Raw genomic sequence first — 21712 nt, 5'->3', positions numbered from 1 at the left:
CACCGCCGCTGAGACCCCGCCGTCCAGACCCCACTCCCCAGGAGGACTCCCATGACCAGCACCCGTCCCGCCGACCCGGGGACCGACCGGTGGCACCATGAGCTCCAGTCACAGGTGGGGCCCCTGGTGATCGTCGCCGGTGCCGGAGCGATCGTCGGTCTCTATCACGCGGGGCACGCCCCGGCGCCGGACCCGGTGCGTCTCGGGCACCGCGTCGTCGCTGATCAGCTCGGCGGGCGGGGTGCCCCGCCGACAGCAGAGGACCGGGCGCTCACCCCTCCCGCCGCTACCGTCGCTCTGCTCCTCCGGGCGGACCGGGAGCTGGGTGAGTACTTCGCAGGGTCGCGGCGCGCCTTCGGGTCCCCGGTCGAACTCCACGGCACGACCTTCCAGCTACGGGTCTGGGCCGCACTGAGGGCGATCCCCTACGGAGAGACCCGCAGCTACCGCGACATCGCCACCCGGCTCGGCAACCCCCGCATGGGTCGCGCGATCGGGGCGGCAGTGCGCAGCAATCCCGTATCGATCATCGTGCCGGGCCACCGGGTGGTCGGCAGCACCGGCGCCGTGGTCGGATATGCCGCGGGAACCGCGACCAAGACCGCGCTGCTGGAGCTGGAACGCGCCCACGGTGCGCCTCCCGATCCGGTGGCCGCGGCAGACATCCGGCCGTGATCCGGCCCGGGGCCGTGGTGGTCCGGACCGCCGGGCCGAGGCGGGTCGCGGTGGCCATCCGGCCGGCCGCCGCCGGAACCGCGGACGCCCCGCCGTGTCGGAGCACCCAGGGGACGCGGAATGCCGTGGATACTGGGGAGCGGAGGATTTCATGGCAGACAGCAGCGCGGTACTGGCGGGCGAGCTCCGCGCGGGCCTCGAAGGATTCGGGGACTACCTGACGCGGGAGCGCAACCGCTCGGAGCACACCGTGCGGGCATACCTGAAGGACATCGAACTCTTCCTGCTGCACGCGGGGGACTCGGGCGTCACCACGCTGGTGCAGCTGGAACTGCGGCACTTCCGCGCGTGGCTCGGTGCGCTCGACACCGCGGGGCTGTCCCGGGCGACGATCGCCCGGCGCGCCGCATCCGTCCGCACCTTCATGGACTGGGCGGTCCGCGAGGAACTGATCCCCGCCAACCCGGCCCTCCGCCTCCGCGCCCCCAAACGCACCAGCAGCCTGCCCGCCGTCCTCAGCCAGCCGCAGGCCGCCGCGATGTTCACGAACGCGGCCGAGCGGACCGGGCCGGGGGACCCGCACGAACTGCAACTGCGGGCGATGCTCGAGCTGCTGTACGGGACGGGTGTCCGGGTCGGCGAGCTGGTGGGTCTCGACATCGACGACCTCGACACCGAGCGACGGACGCTCGTCGTGCTCGGCAAGGGAGCGAAGGAGCGCACCGTCCCCTACGGCGTCCCTGCCGCGCACGCCGTCGACGACTGGCTCCGCCGCGGACGGCCGCAGTGGATGACGTCGAAGAGCGGTCCCGCCCTCTTCCTCGGACGGCGCGGAGGACGCATCGACCCGCGCGCCGTGCGAGCCCAGGTCAGGACGACCCTCGACGCGCTGGGCGACACCGCCGCGCGCGGGCCGCACGCCCTGCGCCACAGCGCTGCGACCCATCTGCTCGACGGCGGTGCCGATCTCCGTGCCGTCCAGGAGATCCTCGGACACTCCAGCCTGGCCACCACGCAGCTGTACACGCATGTATCCGTCGACCGGCTCCGCCGCAGCTACGAACAGGCGCATCCCAGGGCCTGACGCACCGACGCCCGGGGGCGCCGCGCCCGACGCACCCTGTCCACGGGATGGGCGCGCGGGCGCCGAAGTGGCGAAATTCACTCCTCTCGTGCAGAATGAGCAGGAGTCAGGCGGATCCCGCGTGGTATCGCGGGAGGGTCTCGGGAAGCTCTGCCAGGTTCATCGCACTGTCATCATCCGTTGCAGGTCGTTGGGGAAGACGTACCTACAGCTATGGAGGATGGAATGTCTGTTGTGATGGCGCGCGGTGTCTTGTACGTGCACTCAGCCCCTACTGCGTTGTGCCCCCATGTCGAATGGGCAATCGGCTCGGTGCTCGACAAGCGCATCGACATGGAGTGGACACCGCAGCCTGCCGCGCCCGGAATGCTGCGCTCGGAGCTCTCCTGGGTGGGCCCCCAGGGAGCGGGCGCGCAACTCGCCTCCGCCCTCCGTGGCTGGGCGCACCTGCGCTACGAGGTCACCGAGGAGCAGAGCGCCGGTGCTGACGGCGGCCGGTGGTCGCACACGCCCGAGCTCGGGATCTTCCACGCCACGACGGACGTCCACGGCAACATCATGGTGACCGAGGACCGCATCCGCTACGCCTACGAGGCGGGAGCCGGCGATCCCGCCGCCGTCTACCACGAACTGTCCCTCGCACTCGGGGAGTCGTGGGACGAGGAACTCGAACCCTTCCGCCACGCCGCCGAGGGTGCCCCCGTGCGCTGGCTGCATCAGGTGGGCTGACCGCCCGGATACGCTCCCACACACGGGAAAGGCGCCACCCGCGCGGGTGGCGCCTTTCCTGCTGTCCGGGGTCAGACGTTCCGTACCACGATGACGGCGTTGTGGCCGCCGAACCCGAAGGAGTTGCTCAGGGCGACGATGTCGCCCTGAGGCAGGTCGCGCGGGGCGGTGACGACGTCGAGGGGGATCTCGGGGTCCTGGTTGTCGAGGTTGATCGTCACGGGGGCCTTGCGCTCGTGGATGGCGAGGACCGTCATGACGGCTTCCACGGCACCGGAGGCCCCGAGCAGGTGACCGGTCTGCGACTTCGTCGCCGAGACCGCCACGTCATGCACGTGGCTGCCGAGGGCCGCCTTCAGCGCGGTGTACTCGGGCTTGTCGCCGACCGGCGTCGAGGTGGCGTGCGCGTTGACGTGAACGACGTCCTCCGCCTGGGCGCGGGCATCGAACAGGGCCGCCTTGAGGGCGCGGGTCGCGCCCAGGCCTTCGGGATCGGGGGCGGTGATGTGGTAGGCGTCCGCGGTCACGGAGGTGCCGGCAAGCTCGGCATAGATGCGGGCACCGCGGGCCAGGGCGTGCTCCTCGGCCTCGATGACGAGTGCGCCCGCACCCTCGCCCATGACGAAGCCGTTACGGTCCGTGTCGTAGGGGCGCGATGCCAGCTCAGGCTCGTCGTTCCGCCGGGACAGCGCCTGCATGGCCGCGAACGCGGCGATCGGCATGGGGTGGATCGCGGCCTCCGCGCCACCGCACATGACGACGTCGGCCTTGCCGGACCGGATCAGGTCGAGGCCGACGTGCAGTGCCTCGGTGCCGGAGGCGCAGGCGGACACCGGGGTGTGGGCGCCGGCGCGGGCGCCGAGGTCGAGGCTGACGGCTGCCGCGGGACCGTTGGGCATCAGCATGGGCACGGTCATCGGCAGGACCCGCCGGGGGCCCTTCTCGCGCAGCGTGTCCCAGGCGTCGAGCAGCGTCCACACGCCGCCGATGCCGGTGGCGAACGCGACGGCCAGGCGATCCTTGTCGACCTCCTCGATGCCCGAGTCCCGCCACGCCTCGCGGGAGGCGACGACGGCGAACTGGGTGGAGGGGTCCATCCGCTTGGCCTCGACCCGGGTGAGGACCTCCGACGCGGGGGTCGTGATCTGGGCGGCGAAGGTGACCGGCAGCTCGTACCTCTGCACCCAGTCGGCTTCGATGGTCCGTGCGCCCGAGACCCCCTTGAGGGAGTTGGCCCACATGGTCGGGACGTCCCCGCCGATAGGGGTGGTGGCACCGAGTCCGGTGATGACGACTTTGCGTGGCATGGTCACTCTTTCGAAGCTGGGAGGTGCGCCGGCACGACCGGGGCGGGGGGATTACGAGTACGGCCGCTCACGGCGGGGACGCCGGGAGCGGCCGCAGCGCTCGGAACCGCAGGAACTAGGCCTGTGCGCCCGAGATGAAGTTGACGGCGTCGCCGACGGTCTTCAGGTTCTTGACTTCCTCGTCCGGGATGCGCACGCCGAACTTCTCCTCGGCGTTGACGACGATGGTCATCATCGAGATGGAGTCGATGTCCAGGTCATCGGTGAAGGACTTGTCCATCTCCACGGACTCGGGGGCAAGACCGGTCTCCTCGTTGACGATCTCGGCGAGACCGGACAGGATTTCTTCGTTGCTAGCCATGGTGGCTCCTTTTCTGTTCTTGCCGGTGCACCGGCGGGGATGGTCAAACCGCACTCTCGCGGTTTGGGCTTGAAAACTAGGGGAGAACGACGACCTGCGCGCCGAACACGAGGCCCGCGCCGAAGCCGATCTGCAGGGCGAGCTTCCCGCTGAGCGTCGGTTGTTCCTTGAGGGTGCGGTGCATGGCGAGGGGGATCGAGGCTGCCGAGGTGTTGCCGGCGTCCACGATGTCCCGCGCCACGTAGACGTGCTCGGGGAGCTTCAGCTGCTTCACCATCTCATCGATGATACGGATGTTGGCCTGATGGGGGAGGAACACCGCGAGGTCGTCCGCGGTCACGCCGGCCGCGTCGAGGGCTCTCTGGGCGACCTTGGCCATCTCCCAGACGGCCCAGCGGAACACCGTGGGGCCGTCCTGGACCATGGTGGGCCACAGGCTCTGGCGGTCGGCGTCGGCCTCGCGCTCCGCGTCCGTGGCGACGGCACCGATGGCGTAGTCGCGCACGTCGATGAGGGATCGGTTCATGCGGATGGCCTCGTGCTTGCTGCCGTCCGATCCCCACACGGAGGGGCCGATGCCCGCGGTGTCGCCGGGGCCGATCACCACGGCTCCGGCGCCGTCGCCCAGGAGGAACGAGATGGTGCGGTCGGCGTTGTCGATGAAGTCGGAGAGCTTCTCGACGCCCACCACGAGGACGTACTCGGCAGTGCCGGCATGCACCAGGGCGTCACCCTGCGCGATGCCGTAGCAGTAGCCGGCGCAGGCCGCGGAGATGTCGAACGCCGGTGCCGGCGTCGCCCCCAGCCGGTCGGTCAGCTGCGCGGCCGCCGACGGCGTGGCGTAGGGGTGGGTCACCGTCGAGACGAGGACGGCGCCGAGCTGTGACGCGTCGATCCCCGCGGCTTCCAGCGCCTCACGGGAGGCGGCCTCCGCCATGTCGATGACGCTGACATCGCGGGGCGCACGGTGCCTGGTGACGATGCCGGTCCGCTGCCGGATCCACTCGTCGGAGGAGTCGATCCACTGGCACACGTCTTCGTTGGTGACGATGACCTCCGGCCGGTACGCGCCGACGCCGAGGATGCGGGTGTGCTCGCGGAGGGGGGCTTGCTTGATGGCGGTGATGCTCACTGAGGTCCTTCGGAGGTAAGGGACGGATCCAGGTCCGGGGTCCGCGAGTGCTCCGTGATGAAGCTGCGGGCGGCGTCGAGGTCCTCGGGCGACTTTACTGCGAGTGCCGCCGTACCGCGCATTCCGCGCTTGGCCAGACCGGTCAGCGTGCCCGCGGGCGACAGCTCGACCATCCCGGTGACACCCATCGCCTGCATCGACTCCATGCAGAGGTCCCAGCGCACCGGGCGCGACACCTGCGCGATCAGGCTGTCCAGGTTGCCCTCCCCGGCGGCGACCGGCCGGCCGTCATAGTTGGACACGAGGGTGGCGAGCGGGTCGCTGGGCGTGAGGCTGGGGCGCAGTGCCTCGAGGGCCGTCACGGCCGGGGCCATGTGAGCGGTGTGGAAGGCCCCGGCGACCTTCAGGGCGATGACGCGGGCCTTGGCCGGGGGAGCGTCGGCGAGGGCCGCCAGCTGCTCGAGGGTCCCGGCGGCGACGACCTGCCCGCCTCCGTTGGCGTTCGCGGCAGTGAGCCCGAGGTCCGCGAGCACGGCGGCCACCTCGTCGGGATCGCCGCCCAGGACGGCGCTCATGCCCGTCGGCAGGGCGGCGGCGGCCTGGGCCATGGCATTGGCACGCACACGGACGAAGGCGACGGCGTCGTCCTCGCTGAGCGCTCCCGCGACGGCCGAGGCGGTCAGTTCACCCACGGAGTGCCCTGCGACCACGGTGGCCGCGGTGAGCGGGTGGTCCTGGAGGAGCAGGCGCGCGGTGACGAGGCCGGCCGCGACGATCAGCGGCTGGGCGACGGCGGTGTCCTTGATGCTCTCCTCGTCGGAGACGGTGCCGTGACGGATGAGATCCGTGCCGGCGCGGTCGCTGAGCTGTTCCAGGTGCTCGCGGACTCCCGGGAGCTCGAGCCAGGGGCTCAGGAAGCCCGGTGTCTGTGAGCCCTGTCCGGGGCAGGCAATTGCAAGCACTCTTCCAGCTTTCCAAATGGGCGGAGCATTATCGGGTGTTCGGCCGAACCAAGCTCACTGATGGTCTTTGTGGGAAGTCTACAAGGACACCGCGCGCGGGGCGGCCGTCGTCGCTCCCTGGTCGGCGGGTGCGGCACGTGCCGCACGCCCCGTTGCGAGCACCGCTCCCGGGCCGGCCGCCTGGGCGGGAGCGAGGCGGCCGACGACCAGCGCCGTCTGGAGGACGTACGCCTCGCGGGGGACGAGAGGATCCCAGCCGGTCACGTCGCAGACGCGGCGGAGCCGGTACCGGACGGTGTTCGCGTGCACGAAGAGGGACCGCGCGGTGGCCTCCAGCGAGTGCCCGAGGCTGAGGTAGGCGGACAATGTCTGCTCCAGCCCGTTTGAGGCCGCGAGGAGCGGGCGGTAGATCATCCTGATCAGGGCGCGCCGCGCGGTGTCGTCGCCGGACATGACGCGCTCCGGCCACAGGTCCTCGGAGGAGACGGGCCGGGGTGCGCCCGGCCAGGCGCGGGCCGCGGTCAGCCCGGCGAAGGCCGCCTGGGCCGAGCTGCTCGCGGCGACGAGCGATTCCGCCTCGGGGCCGAACACGACGGCGCCGTCGCCGAAGAGTTCGCTGATCCTCGGATACGCCTTGTCCGCGTCGCGGACACCGCCCAGCACGAGGATGAGCCGCTCTCCCTGGATACCCACGAGGACGTCCTCGGCCAGCCGACCGGTCACGCGGCGGAGTTCGTTGAGGAAGCCGGCGTTGGGTTCCTGCGGGGCGCTGCCGACCATCACCGTAATGCGGGCCTGGGACTTCCACCCGACGGCGGCGATCCGGGAGCGGAGGGCGTCCGAGCTCTCGCCGCGCAGGATGGCGTCCACCACGAGCGCTTCGAGCCGCGTGTCCCAGGATCCGCGGGTCTCGGCGGCCCGGGCGTAGACGTCGGCCGCGGCGAAGGCGACCTCGCGCGAGTAGCGGAGCACGGCCTCACGCAGGGGCCCCTGGTCGGCGGCGGGCGCGAGGAACGGCACGTGGTCCTCGACGACCTGCACCACCACGCGGATGAGCTGCAGGGCCTTCTGGAGGCTGATGGAACGGGTGAGCTCCGTGGGCGCCGTGCCGAAGACGTCGCTGAGGACCCAGGCCGGTGAGACGGGCTTCTGGTACCAGTTGACGAAGGACGCGATGCCCTTCTGCGCCACCATCCCGAGCGCGGAGCGCTCGTCGGGCCGCAGTCCGCGGTACCACGGCAGGTCGGCGTCGAGCTGCCGCAGCGTCGCGGTGGACAGCGACCCGATGGTGGCGCGCAGCTTCTCGACGGTCGCCGGATCCGGGGGAGCGGCGCCCGCGTTCGTCGCCCCTCCCGTCGTCGGGACGCTGGGAGGGACGTCGTCAAGCTGCGGCATCCTCCGAGCATACGGTCTCCGGCCCGTGGCCTCCCATTTGTGTGAAGGCTACAAAAAGGGCGACGGCGGGCGCAGTATGCACTGCTCCCGCCGTCGCCCCCTGGGGAACCGGGACCTAGGCGTCGCCACCCGTGTTGCCGGTGGTTCCGGCGTTCACATCGAGCAGCCGGTACTTCTCGATCGCTTCCTTCGGCGCGTTGGCGTCGACCTCGCCGCGGCGGGCGAGCATCTCGAGCGCCCGGACCACGACGGAGTGGCTGTCGATCTTGAAGAACCGGCGTGCCGCCGCGCGGGTGTCCGAGAAGCCGAAGCCGTCGGCTCCGAGGGTCGCGAACTCGTTCGGCAGGAACTGCCGGATCTGGTCGGGGACGGCCTTCATGAAGTCGGAGACCGCGACGATCGGACCCGTGGCGCCTTCGAGCTGCTGCGTGACGAACGGCTTGCGTGCCTCGGCGCCCGGGTTGAGGAAGGCTTCCTCCTCGGCGTCCAGGCCGTCGCGGCGCAGCTCGTTCCAGGAGGTCACGGACCAGACGTCGGCCGAGACCCCCCACTCGTCGGCGAGGATCTGCTGCGCCTCGAGGGCCCACGGAACGGCCACACCGGAGGCGAGGAGCTGGGTCCTCGGTCCGTCGACCTTCGCGGGCTTCAGGAGGTAGATGCCCTTGAGCAGGCCCTCGACGTCCAGTTCCTCCGGCTCGCCGGGCTGCTGGAACGGCTCGTTGTACACCGTGATGTAGTACATGACATTGCGGAAGGATTCCGGCTTGTCGCCGATGTCCCCGTACATCCGGTTGAGCCCGTCGCGGACGATGTGCCCGATCTCGTAGCCGAACGCCGGGTCGTACGTGATGACGGCGGGGTTCGTCGAGGCGAGGATCGGCGAGTGGCCGTCGGCGTGCTGGAGGCCCTCACCGGTCAGCGTGGTGCGTCCGGCGGTCGCCCCGATGATGAATCCCCGCGCCATCTGGTCGGCTGCGGCCCAGATGGAGTCGCCTGTGCGCTGGAAACCGAACATCGAGTAGAAGACGTAGATCGGGATCAGCGGTTCGCCCTGGGTGGCGTAGGCGGTGCCGGCGGCCGTGAAGGCTGCCATGGATCCCGCCTCGTTGATGCCGGCGTGGAGGATCTGGCCCTGGATCGACTCCTTGTAGGCGAGGACGAGGTCGCGGTCCACGGACAGGTAGTTCTGGCCCTTGGGGTTGTAGATCTTGGCCGTCGGGAAGAACGAGTCCATGCCGAAGGTGCGTGCCTCGTCAGGGATGATCGGCGTGATGCGCTTGCCGAACTCCTTGTCGCGCATGAGGTCCTTCAGGATGCGCACGAACGCCATGGTGGTGGCGGCCATCTGCTTCCCGGACCCCTTCTTGGCGGTCTCGTACGCCTTCTCGCCGGGCAGCACGACGTCCGCGTGCTTGGTCCGGCGCTCGGGGACGAAGCCGCCGAGCTCACGGCGGCGCTCGAGCATGTACTTGATCTCGGGTGCGTCGGCGCCCGGGTGGTAGTACGGGGCGTTGTAGAGGTCGTCGTCGATCTGCTCGTCGGTGACCGGGATCCGCAGGTGGTCGCGGAACGCCTTCAGGTCGGCGTTGGTGAGCTTCTTCATCTGGTGGGTCGCGTTGCGGCCCTCGAAGTGCGGGCCCAGGCCGTAGCCCTTGACCGTCTTCGCCAGGATCACCGTCGGCTTGCCCTTGAACTCGGTGGCGGCCTTGTACGCCGCGTACACCTTGCGGTAGTCGTGGCCGCCGCGCTTGAGGTTCCAGATCTCGGCGTCGGTGAGGTCCTCGACCATGGCCTTGGTCTCGGGCGACTTGCCGAAGAAGTGGTCACGGACGAAGCCGCCGGACTCGGCCTTGTAGGTCTGGTAGTCGCCGTCGGGCGTCTGGTTCATGATGTCCACCAGCGCGCCCTCGTGGTCCTTGGCGAGCAGCGAGTCCCACTCGCGGCCCCAGACCACCTTGATGACATTCCAGCCCGCGCCGCGGAAGAAGGCCTCGAGCTCCTGCATGATCTTGCCGTTGCCGCGGACCGGCCCGTCGAGGCGCTGCAGGTTGCAGTTGATCACGAAGTTGAGGTTGTCCAGGTTCTCGTTCGCGGCGAGCTGGAGCAGGCCGCGCGATTCGGGCTCGTCCATCTCGCCGTCGCCGAGGAACGCCCAGACCTGCTGCTCCGAGGTGTCCTTCAGGCCGCGGTTGTGCAGGTAGCGGTTCGACTGCGCCTGGTAGATGGCGTTCATGGGGCCGATGCCCATCGACACGGTCGGGAATTCCCAGAAGTGCGGCATCAGGCGGGGATGCGGGTAGGAGGAGAGGGCGTGGCCCTCCTTCGACTTCTCCTGACGGAACCCGTCGAGGTCCTCCTCGGTGATGCGTCCCTCGAGGTAGGCACGCGCATACATGCCGGGGGAGGCGTGTCCCTGGAAGAAGATCTGATCGCCGCCGCCCGGGTGGTCCTTTCCCCTGAAGAAGTGGTTGAAGCCCACCTCGTAGAGGGTCGCCGCGCCGGCGTACGTCGAGATATGACCGCCGACGCCGATCTCGGGGCGCTGCGCACGGTGCACCATCACGGCCGCGTTCCAGCGCATCCAGGCGCGGAACTTGCGCTCGATCTCCTCGTCGCCCGGGAACTCCGCTTCCTGGTCCGCCGGGATCGTGTTGACGTAGTCGGTCGTCGTGACCATCGGCACGCCGACGGACTGGGCGCCGGCCCGCTGGAGGAGCGAGCGCATGATGTACTGCGCACGTTCGGTGCCCTGGACGCGAATCAGCTCGTCGAGGGATTCGATCCACTCGGCGGTCTCCTCGGGGTCCCCGTCGGGTTTGCCAACGGTCAGACCGCTGAGGATGTCCGCCGTACCTTGTTCTGCAGCCACGTGATGTCTCTCCACTTCCACAGATTCTGTCTGTGTCGCTTTATGCCTGCACACGGCTCGTAGGCCCGCGCAGAGATGTATGCCCGGCGTAAGCCACCCAGGCCATATAGTGCCTTACTCTATCGCCGCCGTGCGCCCGATGCGTAGCGGGAGCCGGGCCGCCGGACAGATTACGCCGAGGGCGTGTAGGGGGCGTCCCCGCAGGAGAGCCGGGCGTGCGCGGCGGCGCCGCACCCGAAATCCGCCCGCTGGCTTGATGCTGGGCGCAGAAAGGTGTTGGCTGGTAGACATGCACATCTATAGCAGGACCCGTCGGGCGACAGTCCCGTCTTTCCAGGAGGAGACAAGTGAGCGAGGCTGAAGCCGCCACCGCGGTCGACGTGGCAGGCAAGTTGGGTTTCAAGCAGGGGGATCTTGTCCAGGAACTCGGGTACGACGACGACGTCGACTTCGACTTCCGCGAAACCCTCGAGGACGGCATCGGGTCCGAACTGCTCACGGAGGACGACCAGGACGTCGTCGACGGTGTCCTCCTCTGGTGGCGGAACGGCGACGGCGATCTGGTGGACGCTCTCGTGGACGCCCTGACCTCGCTGGGCGGCAACGGGGTCGTCTGGCTCCTCACCCCGAAGTCGGGCCGGCCCGGATACGTACCGCCCGCCGACATCCAGGAAGCCGCCCCGACGGCAGGACTGCACTCCACGTCCTCCGCCGGTGTGTCCAAGGAATGGGCCGCCACCCGGCTCGTCAACCGCCGGAAGCAGTAGGACGTGCCCCTCGACGTCGGAACGGTGGCACCCGGGTTCGCCCTGGCGAACCAGTTCGGCGAGACCGTGACGCGGTCGTCCCTTGTCGGCGGCTCCGTCGTCGTCTTCTTCCCCTTCGCGTTCTCCCGCGTCTGCACCGACGAGCTCGGCCAGCTCCGGGACAGTCTGGAACTGTTCGACGCCGCCGGCGTCACGCTCGTGGCGGTCTCGGTGGACCACAAGTACACGCTGCGGGCCTTCGCCGACGCGAATGACATCTCCTTCGACCTCCTGGCCGATTTCTGGCCGCACGGCGCGACCACGCGCGCCTATGGGGCGTTCGACGAGGAGCAGGGCTACGCCGAACGCGTCAGCTACGTGCTCGATGGTGCGGGCGTGGTCCGTGCCGTCGTGTCCTCACCCCATGGGCAGGGCCGGCCGATCGCCGACTACGCCCAGGCGCTGAGCTCGGTCGAAGCGGCCCTGTGACCGGTCCGGGCGGCGGCATGCGGATGCGTGACGACCTGCCCGGACCGGAATCGAACCCGGGGCTCGGGCTGACGGGGTTCGTGCGCGAGCCCCCGGCGTCGGTCCTCCCGGCGCTGCAGCCGGCCGAGCTCGGCCCCCTCGACGAGGCCGTCGCCCTGCTCGGCGGGCTGCGACTGGTCGTGCTGACCGGTGCCGGGCTCAGTACCGACTCCGGCATCCCGGACTACCGCGGCCCGCAGTCGGTGCCCCGGAACCCGATGACCTACCAGCAGTTCGTCGGTGACGAGGCGCTCCGGCGCCGCTACTGGGCGCGCAACCACTTGGGGTGGCGGCACCTCCGCCGGGCCGACCCCAATGCGGGGCACGCCGCCGTCGCCCGGTTGGAGCAGCGGGGCCTGCTGTCCGGCCTCATCACGCAGAACGTCGACAGGCTCCATTCCTCGGCCGGCAGCATCAACGTCATCGACCTGCACGGGACGTTCGACCGCGTGGTGTGCCTGCAGTGCGCCTCACTCTTTGCGCGGTCCCGGATCGCGGAGATCCTCGAGGCACTGAATCCGGGCTACCTCGAGCGGGAGTCCGGCGCCGGGGACATCGCCCCCGACGCCGATGCCGACGTGGACGACACCGGCGATTTCCTGATGGCCCCGTGCCCCGCGTGCGGCGGCATGCTCAAGCCCGACTTCGTGTACTTCGGCGAGAACGTTCCCAAGGGCCGCGTCGCCGACGCGTACGCCATGGTCGACGCCGCCGCCGCGCTGCTGGTCGCCGGTTCCTCGCTGACCGTGATGAGCGGGCTGCGGTTCGTCCGCCACGCGGCGAAGGCGGGCAAGCCCGTCGTCATCATCAACCGCGGATGGACGCGCGGGGACGAGTTCGCCTCGCTCAAGATCGAGGCGGGTGTCTCCGAGGCGCTCACCTACCTCGCCGGACGGCTCCCGGACCTGACGCAGCCGTAGGGAGAGCACTGCGTCCCCAGGTAGTCAACTTTCCGTCCGAGTAGTGGCTTCGGTGTCGGCACCGCACGCACCGCTGTAGCGTCGGTCCATCAGGTCTCTCAAGCAAGGTGGAACAATGCGGCACACGACACGATCTCTTCTGCTGGCTTTCGGATCCGCCGCGGCGTTGGTCGCGGCACCCCTGGCGCTGGACGTCCAGGGCGGGACGGTCGCGGACCACGCCGTGGCAGGCCCCGGCGCGGCGACCACCCCGTCGATGGCGATTCCTGCGGTCCCCGGGGCCGCGGATGGTCCTCCTGCCGTAGGCGCATCCACCGAGGACCCGGTCGAGGTGGTTCCGGTGACCACGACGACGGTCCAGGTTCCGCCTCCCGTCGACGCCGGACCGGAGGGCGACCTCCTGTCGGAGGTCCCGCCTCCGCCTCCCTCCCCGCAGTGCCCGATCACCGAGGAGGGCGCCTGGTGGACCGATCCCGCCGATCCCCATACCTGCCTGCGGCCCGGGTCCATCCCGTTCTTCGAGCCCACGCCCCCCGGCATCGCGCCCGAGCTCCTCGAACCGATCTTCGAGGACCCGCCGACGTCGCCCGATGCGGGCGAGGACTGCCGCCTCACCGGGGCGCAGGAGTGCGTCGTCGGCATCATGGGCCAGGACTACGTGGTCACCTTCGCCGACGGCAGGCCGGTCGGCGTGGTCGAGGCGCAGCGGTAGGAGCGCGCGAGCCCGTTGCGGTCAGGTTGCGGCTAGAGTGGACGGCGTGCTGGGACAGTGGCGGTGGGATCGGAGGACGGCGGTCTTCGTGGCGGGCGCGAGCATGATCGCTCTGTGCATCGCCGCCCGCAGGCTGGGTCTCGGCGTCGACGACGACGGCGGGCCGGCTCTGTGGCTCGCCCTTCTCTTCGTGGTCGGCGCGTCCCTGATGCTCATCGTCCTGGCCGGGAGGCTGATTGCCGTTCTGAAGAAGCGCTGACCGTCGCCGCAGCGGGGACCCCGGACTACTTGTCCCCGCGGTGTGCAGGTCGAGTACCCGCTTCTCGGGTGGTGCACCGGCCGAGCCATTACTGTCGCACCTATGAGCTACACAGAGCACCGTTGCCAGTGTTGCGGAGAGCTCTGCGAGACACTCTTCTGCGAGGACTGCCAGGCCCACGAACTCCAGGCCGCTCGCTGACTGCAGCCGTGCACCTGGAACGCAGAAGGAGCCCCGCCCGTGCGGGGCTCCTTTCGTATGCTGTACCGACGCGTTCGGTCGGCTCCGGGACAGTCTGGAACTGTCCGACGCCGCGGGCGTGGTCCGTGCCGTCGTGTCCTCACCCCATGGGCAGGGCCGGCCGATCGCGGACTTCGCCCAGACCTGCGGTGGACGGGAGGCAGCGGAGAGAATCCGGCACCGTAGACACGGCGACGACGAAAGCGCTACTCCACCTTCGCGGCAGCGAAGGTTGTGAACCCGCACCTCAAGGGGCCACGCTTACCTTGGGATGGACCACTTCGACCGGGAGGAGCACGTGGCGACCCTGCGCGCACCAGCACCAGGCGCCACAGCGACCCGATCCGGAGCCATTGACGCTCTGCGTGTCCTCGCGGTCGTCGGTGTCGTCGCCGGGCATGTCTGGTCGGGTCCGCTCGTCGACGCAGGGCTCTACACGTGGCACGTCCCTGTGTTCTTCCTGCTCGCCGGATACCTCTGGAGGACTCGGCGGCCGGGTGCTCGACGGGCGGAGGTGACGGAGGCGAAGAAACGCTTCCGGACGATCATGACGCCGTACCTGGCATGGTTGGCCGTGACCCTGATCGTTCATGTCGGCATCCTTCGTCAGCGCGGGTCGCTGGCACCCGAAGCCGTGATCCTGCCTCTCATGGGCGGGTCCCTCAACGCGGGACCGTTCGGTGCGTACTGGTTCATGACCGCGCTGTTTCTTTCGGCCCTCATGTTCCGGGCACTAGAGCGTGTCCCCCTCGTCCTCCGGACCGCGCTCATCGTCGGTCTTGCGGTCGTCACGCACGTGTTCAGGGAGGTCCTCGCCCCGCTGCCCTTGTCCATCGGGGTGGCCGGCGCCGCGCTCGTCTTCATGCTCGCGGGTCAGGCACTGCAGCACCTCCGCAGTCGGGTGCGCCGGCCGGTCCGGGTCGGGGCGGTGTGCCTCGTCGTGGGGGTCGTGCCTGTCGTCGCTGGGGTGTCGGCACCACTGGACATGAAGTACGGCGAGCTCGGCACGCCGGTTCTCAGTGTTGTCGTAGCGGTGCTGATCACCGTCGGCCTCCTGTTGATGCTCGAGGGCGTCTTTCCCCTGCTGCCCGGATCGGTCCATGTCCTGTCCGAAAGGTTTGCTGCGGGCTGCCTGATGGTGGTGCTGACCCACACCTACGTTCTGTGGCTCCTTGCCGTACCGGACACGGAGAGGTCGTTCTGGGTACTGGTTGCGGCGCTGGTCCTGCCGTGGGCTGTCGCCATGATCCTCCATCGGACACCACTCTCCCAGGTGTTTCTCGGGATGCCACGCGCCACCTGATCGCGGGGTTTCCTGCTGCCCGGGAATGACGCGGGCAGCAGAAAACCCCGCCCATCCCGGGAGTCGTCCCAGGAATGGCGGGGTTTCGAGTGGTGGGTCCTACCGGGATCGAACCGATGACATCCACGGTGTAAACGTGGCGCTCTACCAGCTGAGCTAAAGACCCTCATCCCGTGACACCGGACCATCGGCCAGGGCGGCATCACGAGGATCGACTATACCGGCTCGCCGATCGTCCGCGCCAATCCTGGCACGCCTACTCCTCGGCGGCGAGCTGGCCGCACGCGCCGTCGATCTCCTTGCCGCGGGTGTCGCGGAGCGTCGTCGGGATACCGGCGTCCCGCAGCCGGTTGATGAACTCGGTGGAGACGCTCTTCTCGGAGGCCGTCCAGATGGATCCGGGCGTGGGGTTGAGCGGGATCGGATTGACGTGCACCCAGCCGCGCCCGCGCTGGTTGAGCTTCTTCGCCAGCAGGTCCGCGCGCCAGGGGTGGTCGTTCATGTCCTTGATGAGCGCGTACTCGATGCTGACGCGCCGTCCGGTGACCCGGTAGTAGTTGTAGGCGGCGTCCAGCGCCTCGTCGACCTTCCAGCGCGTGTTGACCGGGATCAGCTCGTCGCGGAGCTCGTCGTCGGGCGCGTGGAGGGACAGCGCGAAGGTGACCGGGAGGGACTCCGCGGCGAGTTTGTTGATCGCCGGCACGAGGCCGACCGTCGACACCGTGATGTTGCGTGCGGACATGCCGAGGCCCTCGGGGGAGTCGTCCACGAAGCGGTGGAGGGCGGCCATGACGCGCTTGTAGTTCGCCAGCGGCTCACCCATGCCCATGAAGACGATGTTGGTGACGCGGTCGGCGTCGTGCCCGCCGTCCGTGCGCAGGTCGCCGAGGGCGCCCTCGGCCAGGGCGCGGTTCGCGGCGACCACCTGGTCGACGATCTCCGCGGTCGACATGTTGCGCGTCAGGCCCGCCTGGCCGGTCGCGCAGAACGGGCAGTTCATGCCGCAGCCGGCCTGGGAGGACACGCAGAGCGTCACCCGGCCCGGGTAGCGCATCAGCACCGACTCCACGAGGGCGCCGTCGAAGAGGCGCCACAGGAACTTGATGGTGTCGCCGTTGTCCGTGGTCAGGCGCTTCACCTCGGTGAGCAGCGGCGGGAACATGGCCGCGACCAGTTCCTCGCGCCCGGCCTTCGGCAGATCGCTCATCGCCGCGGGGTCGGTGCTGTAATGCGAGAAGTAATGAGTGGACAGCTGCTTGGCGCGGAAGCCCTGGTGTCCCAGTTCCTTCAACCGCTCCTGCCGCTCCGGCAGGGTCAGGTCCGCCAGGTGTACCGGCGGCTGGCTGACCCGCGGGGATTTGAACTGCAGGAGCGGCCTGCCGTCGCTGGCGACGATCGGCTGGGCGCCCTCCACCTCGGGGCGCACCTGGGGGCGCGAGGAGGCGGGGGCAAGGGCAGGAGGGGTAACGGTAACGTCGGACATCCTTATCATTCTTTCACGGATGGCACCAGCGTCCCAGCCGGGGGCACGGTGGACAGCTCACGGAATGCGTGAGCCGGGCGACACATAACGCCGCGGGGGCCCGCGGGTGTGGCGGCGCGCAGCGCGACGGTAATAGTGTGAAAGCGACCGGAGGAGCCGCGTGGGAACGCGCCCGAAGCACCGGCACATGCAGCGCGTTGCATGCAGTCGACCAACGACGGAGAACACATTGAGCGCACAGATCGGCGTCACGGGCCTGGCAGTCATGGGAGCCAACCTCGCCCGCAACCTGGCCCGCAACGGCTACACCGTGGCCCTGCACAACAGATCCAACGAGAAGACGTACGCCCTGCTGGAGAAGCACGGCGGGGACGGCGAGTTCATCCGCACGGAGACCATGCAGGAACTCGTCGACGCGCTGGAGAAGCCCCGCCGGGTGCTCATCATGGTGAAGGCCGGCAAGCCGGTGGACTCCGTGATCGAGCAGCTGGTGCCGCTGCTGGAGCCCGGGGACATCGTGATCGACGGCGGCAACTCCCACTACGAGGACACCCGCCGCCGTGAGGCGGCCCTGTCCGCGCACGACCTGCACTTCGTCGGTGTGGGTGTCTCCGGCGGGGAGGAGGGTGCGCTCCTGGGCCCGTCCATCATGCCCGGCGGGTCCCGCGAGGCCTACGATTCGCTGGGTCCCATGCTCGAGAAGATCTCCGCCAAGTACAACGGGGAGCCCTGTTGCCGCTGGATCGGCACGGACGGCGCCGGCCACTTCGTGAAGATGGTGCACAACGGCATCGAGTACGCGGACATGCAGGTCATCGGGGAGGCCTTCGACCTCCTGCGCTCCGGCGCCGGCATCGAGCCGGCCGACCAGGCGACGATCTTCACGGACTGGAACGCCGGGACGCTGTCCTCGTTCCTCATCGAGATCACCGCCGAGGTGCTCGGCCACACGGACGCGCGCACCGGCAGGCCGTTCGTCGACGTCGTCGTCGATGCCGCCGGGCAGAAGGGGACCGGCCGGTGGACCGTCGTGTCGGCGCTGGAACTGGGCAGCCCGACGTCGGGCATTGCCGAGTCCGTCTTCGCGCGCGCCCTGTCCTCCCAGCTCGAGCAGCGCCTCCAGGCCCAGGACGTCCTGCAGGGGCATGAGGGGACGGTGGAGCTCCCGGACACGTTCGTGGAGGATGTCCGACTCGCGCTGTATGCCTCGAAGCTCGTGAGCTACGCGCAGGGCATCGACATGCTCACGGCCGCGGCGAAGGAGTACGGCTGGGACCTGAGGCTCGACGAGATCGCGTCCCTGTGGCGGGCCGGCTGCATCATCCGCGCCGAGCTCCTCGACGACATCATGAAGGCGTACGCCGGCAGTGACCGCCCGGCCAACCTCCTGCTGGCCCCCGCCTTCGCCGAGGCGATCGCCGGCGCCGTGCCGGCCTGGCGCCGCGTGGTCGCCACCGCCGTCCAGCTGGGCATCCCCGTACCGGTCTTCTCGGCGTCGCTGGCCTACTACGACGGCCTGCGCCGCAAGCGCCTGCCGGCCGCCCTGACGCAGGGCCTGCGCGACCTCTTCGGCGCGCACACCTACAACCGGGTCGACGGCGAGGGCACCTTCCACACGCTGTGGGGCGAGGACAAGTCCGAGATCGAGGCCGTCGACACCCACTGACCGGGCCGTCAGCGACGGCACGGACGACGAGAGCCCCGGACCGAGGTCCGGGGCTCTCGTCGTCCGACGGTGCCGCGTCAGATGTAGATGGCCGGGTCCACGTACTCCGCGGGGTCGACGGCCGGCTGTGTCTCCCGGCGCGAGTCCCGGTGGCGGAACGTCGCCGGGATGCCGGTGATGATCGAGTCCGGGGGCGTGTCCTTGACCACGACGGCGTTCGCGCCGACCGCGCTGCCCGCACCGATGGTGATGGGCCCGAGGACCTTCGCGCCCGCGCCGATCGTGACGCGATCCCCGATGGTGGGATGGCGCTTGACCTTCTCCAGCGAGCGTCCGCCCAGGGTGACGCCCTGGTACAGCATGACGTCGTCGCCGATCTCCGCGGTGCTCCCGATCACGACCCCCATCCCGTGGTCGATGAAGAACCGACGACCGATGGTGGCCGCCGGGTGGATCTCGACGCCGGTGAGGGCGCGCGCCAGCTGGGCCAGCGCGCGAGCGGGGAATCGGAGCCTCTCGTCGCGCCACATGCGGTGGGTCAGGCGGTGGACCCAGATGGCGTGCAGCCCCGAGTACACGACGGTGGTCTCGAACGGGCCACGCGCAGCCGGATCGTGGGTGCGCGCGGTCTCGAGGTCCTCACGCAGTCGTTCTAGAAAGCTCACCGGCTACCTTTTCGTGGAGTGGTTGGGACGGACGTCGCGGCGGGATCAGCCGCGGATGTCGTCGAACAGGATGGTGGAGATGTAGCGCTCGCCGAAATCGCACACCACGGCCACGATGAGTTTACCGGCGTTCTCGGGGCGCTTCGCGAGTTCGAGCGCCGCCCAGACGATGGCCCCCGACGAGATCCCGCCGAGGATGCCCTCCTGGGTCCCGAGCGCGCGGGCCACCCGCACGGAGTCCTCCACGGTCGCGTCCATCACTTCGTCGTAGATGTCGCGGTCGAGGTTGTCCGGGACGAAGTTGGCGCCGAGGCCCTGGATCTTGTGCGGGCCGGGGGCGCCGCCGTTGAGGATGGGCGAGTCGGCGGGCTCGACGACGACGATCTGCACGCCGGGCTTGCGCTCCTTGAGGACCTGGCCCACGCCGGTGATCGTCCCGCCGGTGCCCACACCGGCCACGAAGATGTCCACCTCGCCGTCGGTGTCCTCCCAGACCTCCTCGGCGGTGGTGGTGCGGTGGATCTCGGGGTTCGCCGCGTTCGCGAACTGCTGGGCCCAGATGGCGTTCTCGGTCGTCGCCACGATCTCCTTGGCGCGGTCGACGGCGCCCCGCATGCCCTCGGATCCGGGGGTGAGGACGATCTCGGCGCCGTAGGCCCGGAGCATGACGCGCCGCTCGGTGGACATGGTCTCCGGCATGGTCAGCACCACCTTGTACCCGCGGGCCGCCCCTACCATCGCCAGGGCGATCCCCGTGTTGCCGGAGGTCCCCTCCACGATCGTGCCGCCGGGGCGCAGGGCGCCCGCCTTCTCGGCGGCGTCGATGATGGCGACGCCGATGCGGTCCTTGACGCTGTTGGCGGGGTTGTAGAACTCGAGCTTGACGGCGACCTGCGCCCCGAGTCCCTCGGTCAGCCGGTTGAGGCGGACGAGGGGGGTGCGCCCGACCAGTTGGGTGACGTCGTCGTAGATCTTTGCCATGGGGAGCCTGCCTTTTCGGGGGTTCAGCGTACGGGGTGTCGTCGTGGGTGGGGCGGCGCGGGCGCGCCCCGGGGCGACGGCGGTCAGCCTAACGGCCGGGCGCCGGTGCTCCTACGCGGCCAGCCACTGGGCGTAATACTTCCGGGCCTTCGCGAGCTTCGGGTTGATGATCACCTGGCAGTAGCCCTGCTCGGGGTGCTTCGCGTAGTAGTTCTGGTGCCAGTCCTCGGCGACGTGGAAATGGGGGAGCCGGCTGACCTCCGTGACGATCGGGTTCTTCCAGTTCTCCTGGTTGCGGCGGATGGCGTCCTCGAAGAGTTCCTTCTGCGCGGCGTCCTGGTAGTACATGACGCTGCGGTACTGGGTTCCGACGTCGTAGCCCTGCCGGTTGAGGGTGGTGGGGTCGTGGGACACGAAGAACATGTCCAGGATGACGTCCTCGGGCACGACGTCCTCGTCGAAGCTGACCGCGACCACCTCGGCGTGTCCCGTGATCCCCGAACACACGCTGTCGTAGTCCGGGTGCCTCGTATGGCCGCCGGTGTATCCGGAGACGACCTCCGTCACGCCGCGGGTCTTCTGGTAGACGGCATCGAGGCACCAGAAGCAGCCCCCTCCAAGCACAAAAGTCTTCATGACTGTGTCAATGCGCGCCACGTGCCGATGATTCCCGCGCCTGTTCCGCCGCCGGTGGACGGGGCGGACTTGGCGGGCCCTGCTTCGGCGGGTATTACTGGTGTCATGGACCAGAACGAGCACGACTCCGGCGTCGCTCCGTCCGGCATCGACGCACCCGAACCACCGGGCATGCATGCTCCGACCGTCGGCGACGTACTCCTGGCCATCGAGGAACTATGGCCCGAGAGCCTCGCGGAGGACTGGGACGAGGTGGGGCTCGTGGCCGGCCGGTCGGGGAAGCGGGCGGACAGGATCCTCTTCACCGTGGATCCCACGGCGGCCGTCCTCGACGAGGCCCTCGACTGGGGCGCGACGATGATCGTGTCCCACCACCCGCTGCTTCTCAAGCCCGTCTCCTCCGTCGCGGCGTCGGGGTTCAAGGGGGAAGCCATCCATCGGCTGATCGAGGCAGGCTGCGCCCTGGTCACGGTCCACACCAACGGCGACAGCGCGGTGGGCGGAGTGTCCGACGTGCTGGCGGACGCCCTCGGCCTGCAGGACGTGCAGCCTCTCACCCCGGCGGCGGACGGGCTGCCCGAGGAGGGCATCGGCCGGGTCGGGAACCTCGGATCGCCGGTGACGCTCGGTGACTTCGCGGAAGTGGTGTTCTCCATCCTTCCCGCCGTGGCGGGCGGTGTGCGGGTCGCCGGCGACAAGGACGCGCTGGTGCGGCGGGTCGCCGTCTGCGGCGGCGCGGGCGATTCCCTGTTCGACCGCGTCCGGTCGAGCCGGGCCGACGTCTATGTGACCGCGGACCTCCGGCACCACCCGGCGTCGGAGGTTCGGGAGGCAGCGGCCGGTGCCACGCCCTACCTGATCGACGTCTCGCACTTCGGCAGCGAGTGGCTGTGGCTGACGCCCGCCGCCGAAGCCCTCGCCGGCGTCCTCACCGATCAGGGCTTCACCACGGACATCCGGGTGAGCGGGGTCAACACCGACCCCTGGGACTTCGTCCTCACACCCGGTCACTGACCGCCGCCCCGGGCGGCGTGGCCTAGGCTGGGACGACGCCCACCC

21 protein-coding genes and 1 tRNA gene are annotated in these 21712 nt (G+C 69.6%); 11 read left to right on the top strand and 11 right to left on the bottom strand.

Annotated elements, in window-relative coordinates:
• Positions 1 to 51 precede the first annotated feature (51 nt).
• The 3 genes from AC4D2F_RS03480 (at position 52) to AC4D2F_RS03470 (ending at position 2488) form a co-directional block, all read left to right on the top strand.
• Positions 52 to 675, top strand: coding sequence for a methylated-DNA--[protein]-cysteine S-methyltransferase (locus tag AC4D2F_RS03480; protein ID WP_490909496.1), 624 nt, complete (start codon positions 52 to 54; stop codon positions 673 to 675).
• A gap of 151 nt (positions 676 to 826) precedes the next feature.
• Positions 827 to 1759, top strand: a complete 933-nt coding sequence (locus AC4D2F_RS03475; RefSeq protein WP_490909495.1) for a tyrosine recombinase XerC — start codon at positions 827 to 829, stop codon at positions 1757 to 1759.
• 225 nt (positions 1760 to 1984) lie between these two features.
• Positions 1985 to 2488: a DUF3145 domain-containing protein gene (locus AC4D2F_RS03470; RefSeq protein WP_104165366.1), complete on the top strand. Its 504-nt coding sequence runs from the start codon at positions 1985 to 1987 to the stop codon at positions 2486 to 2488.
• Between the two features lie 71 nt (positions 2489 to 2559).
• Here AC4D2F_RS03470 and fabF read toward each other — a convergent pair whose 3' ends face one another.
• The 6 genes from fabF to aceE all read right to left on the bottom strand — a co-directional run bounded on the left by fabF (position 2560) and on the right by aceE (position 10514).
• Entirely contained in the window at positions 2560 to 3795 is a 1236-nt protein-coding gene (gene fabF / locus AC4D2F_RS03465; RefSeq protein ID WP_104165365.1) for a beta-ketoacyl-ACP synthase II, read from the bottom strand.
• Between the two features lie 115 nt (positions 3796 to 3910).
• Positions 3911 to 4156 (bottom strand): acyl carrier protein, encoded by a 246-nt coding sequence (locus AC4D2F_RS03460; protein ID WP_104118510.1) that lies wholly within the window; start codon positions 4154 to 4156, stop codon positions 3911 to 3913.
• A gap of 76 nt (positions 4157 to 4232) precedes the next feature.
• Positions 4233 to 5288: a beta-ketoacyl-ACP synthase III gene (locus tag AC4D2F_RS03455; RefSeq protein WP_104165363.1), complete on the bottom strand. Its 1056-nt coding sequence runs from the start codon at positions 5286 to 5288 to the stop codon at positions 4233 to 4235.
• Entirely contained in the window at positions 5285 to 6250 is a 966-nt protein-coding gene (locus tag AC4D2F_RS03450; RefSeq protein WP_490909494.1) for an ACP S-malonyltransferase, read from the bottom strand. The genes AC4D2F_RS03455 and AC4D2F_RS03450 overlap by 4 nt, the downstream gene beginning before the upstream one ends.
• 78 nt (positions 6251 to 6328) lie before the next feature.
• Positions 6329 to 7645, bottom strand: coding sequence for a PucR family transcriptional regulator (locus AC4D2F_RS03445; RefSeq protein ID WP_490909493.1), 1317 nt, complete (start codon positions 7643 to 7645; stop codon positions 6329 to 6331).
• A 115-nt stretch (positions 7646 to 7760) separates the two neighbouring features.
• Complete coding sequence (aceE, locus tag AC4D2F_RS03440; protein ID WP_490909492.1) at positions 7761 to 10514, bottom strand: pyruvate dehydrogenase (acetyl-transferring), homodimeric type; 2754 nt, start codon at positions 10512 to 10514, stop codon at positions 7761 to 7763.
• Between the two features lie 347 nt (positions 10515 to 10861).
• Here aceE and AC4D2F_RS03435 point away from each other — a divergent pair, with 347 nt between their 5' ends.
• The 6 genes from AC4D2F_RS03435 (at position 10862) to AC4D2F_RS03410 (ending at position 15222) form a co-directional block, all read left to right on the top strand.
• Complete coding sequence (locus AC4D2F_RS03435; RefSeq protein WP_104165356.1) at positions 10862 to 11281, top strand: DUF3052 domain-containing protein; 420 nt, start codon at positions 10862 to 10864, stop codon at positions 11279 to 11281.
• Positions 11282 to 11284: 3 nt separating this feature from the next.
• Entirely contained in the window at positions 11285 to 11749 is a 465-nt protein-coding gene (locus tag AC4D2F_RS03430) for a redoxin domain-containing protein (RefSeq protein WP_104165355.1), read from the top strand.
• A gap of 23 nt (positions 11750 to 11772) precedes the next feature.
• The gene (locus tag AC4D2F_RS03425) at positions 11773 to 12708 is read left to right on the top strand and encodes an NAD-dependent protein deacetylase (protein WP_104166688.1); all 936 of its coding nucleotides are present in this window, start codon (positions 11773 to 11775) and stop codon (positions 12706 to 12708) included.
• A gap of 115 nt (positions 12709 to 12823) precedes the next feature.
• Positions 12824 to 13420, top strand: a complete 597-nt coding sequence (locus tag AC4D2F_RS03420) for a hypothetical protein (RefSeq protein WP_490909491.1) — start codon at positions 12824 to 12826, stop codon at positions 13418 to 13420.
• 46 nt (positions 13421 to 13466) lie between these two features.
• Positions 13467 to 13679, top strand: a complete 213-nt coding sequence (locus AC4D2F_RS03415) for a hypothetical protein (RefSeq protein WP_146067370.1) — start codon at positions 13467 to 13469, stop codon at positions 13677 to 13679.
• Positions 13680 to 14190: 511 nt separating this feature from the next.
• Positions 14191 to 15222 (top strand): acyltransferase family protein, encoded by a 1032-nt coding sequence (locus tag AC4D2F_RS03410; RefSeq protein ID WP_490909490.1) that lies wholly within the window; start codon positions 14191 to 14193, stop codon positions 15220 to 15222.
• Between the two features lie 90 nt (positions 15223 to 15312).
• On the opposite strand, the gene AC4D2F_RS03405 is transcribed toward AC4D2F_RS03410, so the two are convergent.
• A tRNA-Val gene (locus AC4D2F_RS03405) sits at positions 15313 to 15388 on the bottom strand.
• A 90-nt stretch (positions 15389 to 15478) separates the two neighbouring features.
• A complete protein-coding gene (rlmN, locus tag AC4D2F_RS03400; RefSeq protein ID WP_490909489.1) occupies positions 15479 to 16705 on the bottom strand; it encodes a dual-specificity RNA methyltransferase RlmN in 1227 nt (408 codons plus the stop codon).
• A gap of 229 nt (positions 16706 to 16934) precedes the next feature.
• Between rlmN and gnd the strand changes: the two genes are divergently transcribed.
• Positions 16935 to 18371 carry an NADP-dependent phosphogluconate dehydrogenase gene (gene gnd / locus AC4D2F_RS03395; RefSeq protein WP_490909488.1) on the top strand — a complete coding sequence of 479 codons (1437 nt, stop codon included), beginning with the start codon at positions 16935 to 16937 and terminating at the stop codon, positions 18369 to 18371.
• 77 nt (positions 18372 to 18448) lie between these two features.
• On the opposite strand, the gene epsC is transcribed toward gnd, so the two are convergent.
• The 3 genes from epsC to msrA all read right to left on the bottom strand — a co-directional run bounded on the left by epsC (position 18449) and on the right by msrA (position 20653).
• A complete protein-coding gene (gene epsC, locus AC4D2F_RS03390; protein ID WP_104165343.1) occupies positions 18449 to 19036 on the bottom strand; it encodes a serine O-acetyltransferase EpsC in 588 nt (195 codons plus the stop codon).
• A 45-nt stretch (positions 19037 to 19081) separates the two neighbouring features.
• Complete coding sequence (gene cysK / locus AC4D2F_RS03385; RefSeq protein WP_104165342.1) at positions 19082 to 20017, bottom strand: cysteine synthase A; 936 nt, start codon at positions 20015 to 20017, stop codon at positions 19082 to 19084.
• Between the two features lie 111 nt (positions 20018 to 20128).
• Complete coding sequence (gene msrA / locus AC4D2F_RS03380) at positions 20129 to 20653, bottom strand: peptide-methionine (S)-S-oxide reductase MsrA (RefSeq protein WP_104165340.1); 525 nt, start codon at positions 20651 to 20653, stop codon at positions 20129 to 20131.
• A gap of 105 nt (positions 20654 to 20758) precedes the next feature.
• Between msrA and AC4D2F_RS03375 the strand changes: the two genes are divergently transcribed.
• The gene (locus AC4D2F_RS03375) at positions 20759 to 21667 is read left to right on the top strand and encodes a Nif3-like dinuclear metal center hexameric protein (protein ID WP_104165339.1); all 909 of its coding nucleotides are present in this window, start codon (positions 20759 to 20761) and stop codon (positions 21665 to 21667) included.
• The last annotated feature ends 45 nt before the right edge of the window (positions 21668 to 21712 follow it).

It is taken from the genome of Arthrobacter sp. TJ-263, assembly GCF_058269155.1.
The sequence above is the reverse complement of the archived record's forward strand: the minus strand, read 5'-3'. Positions and strand labels throughout refer to the sequence as shown.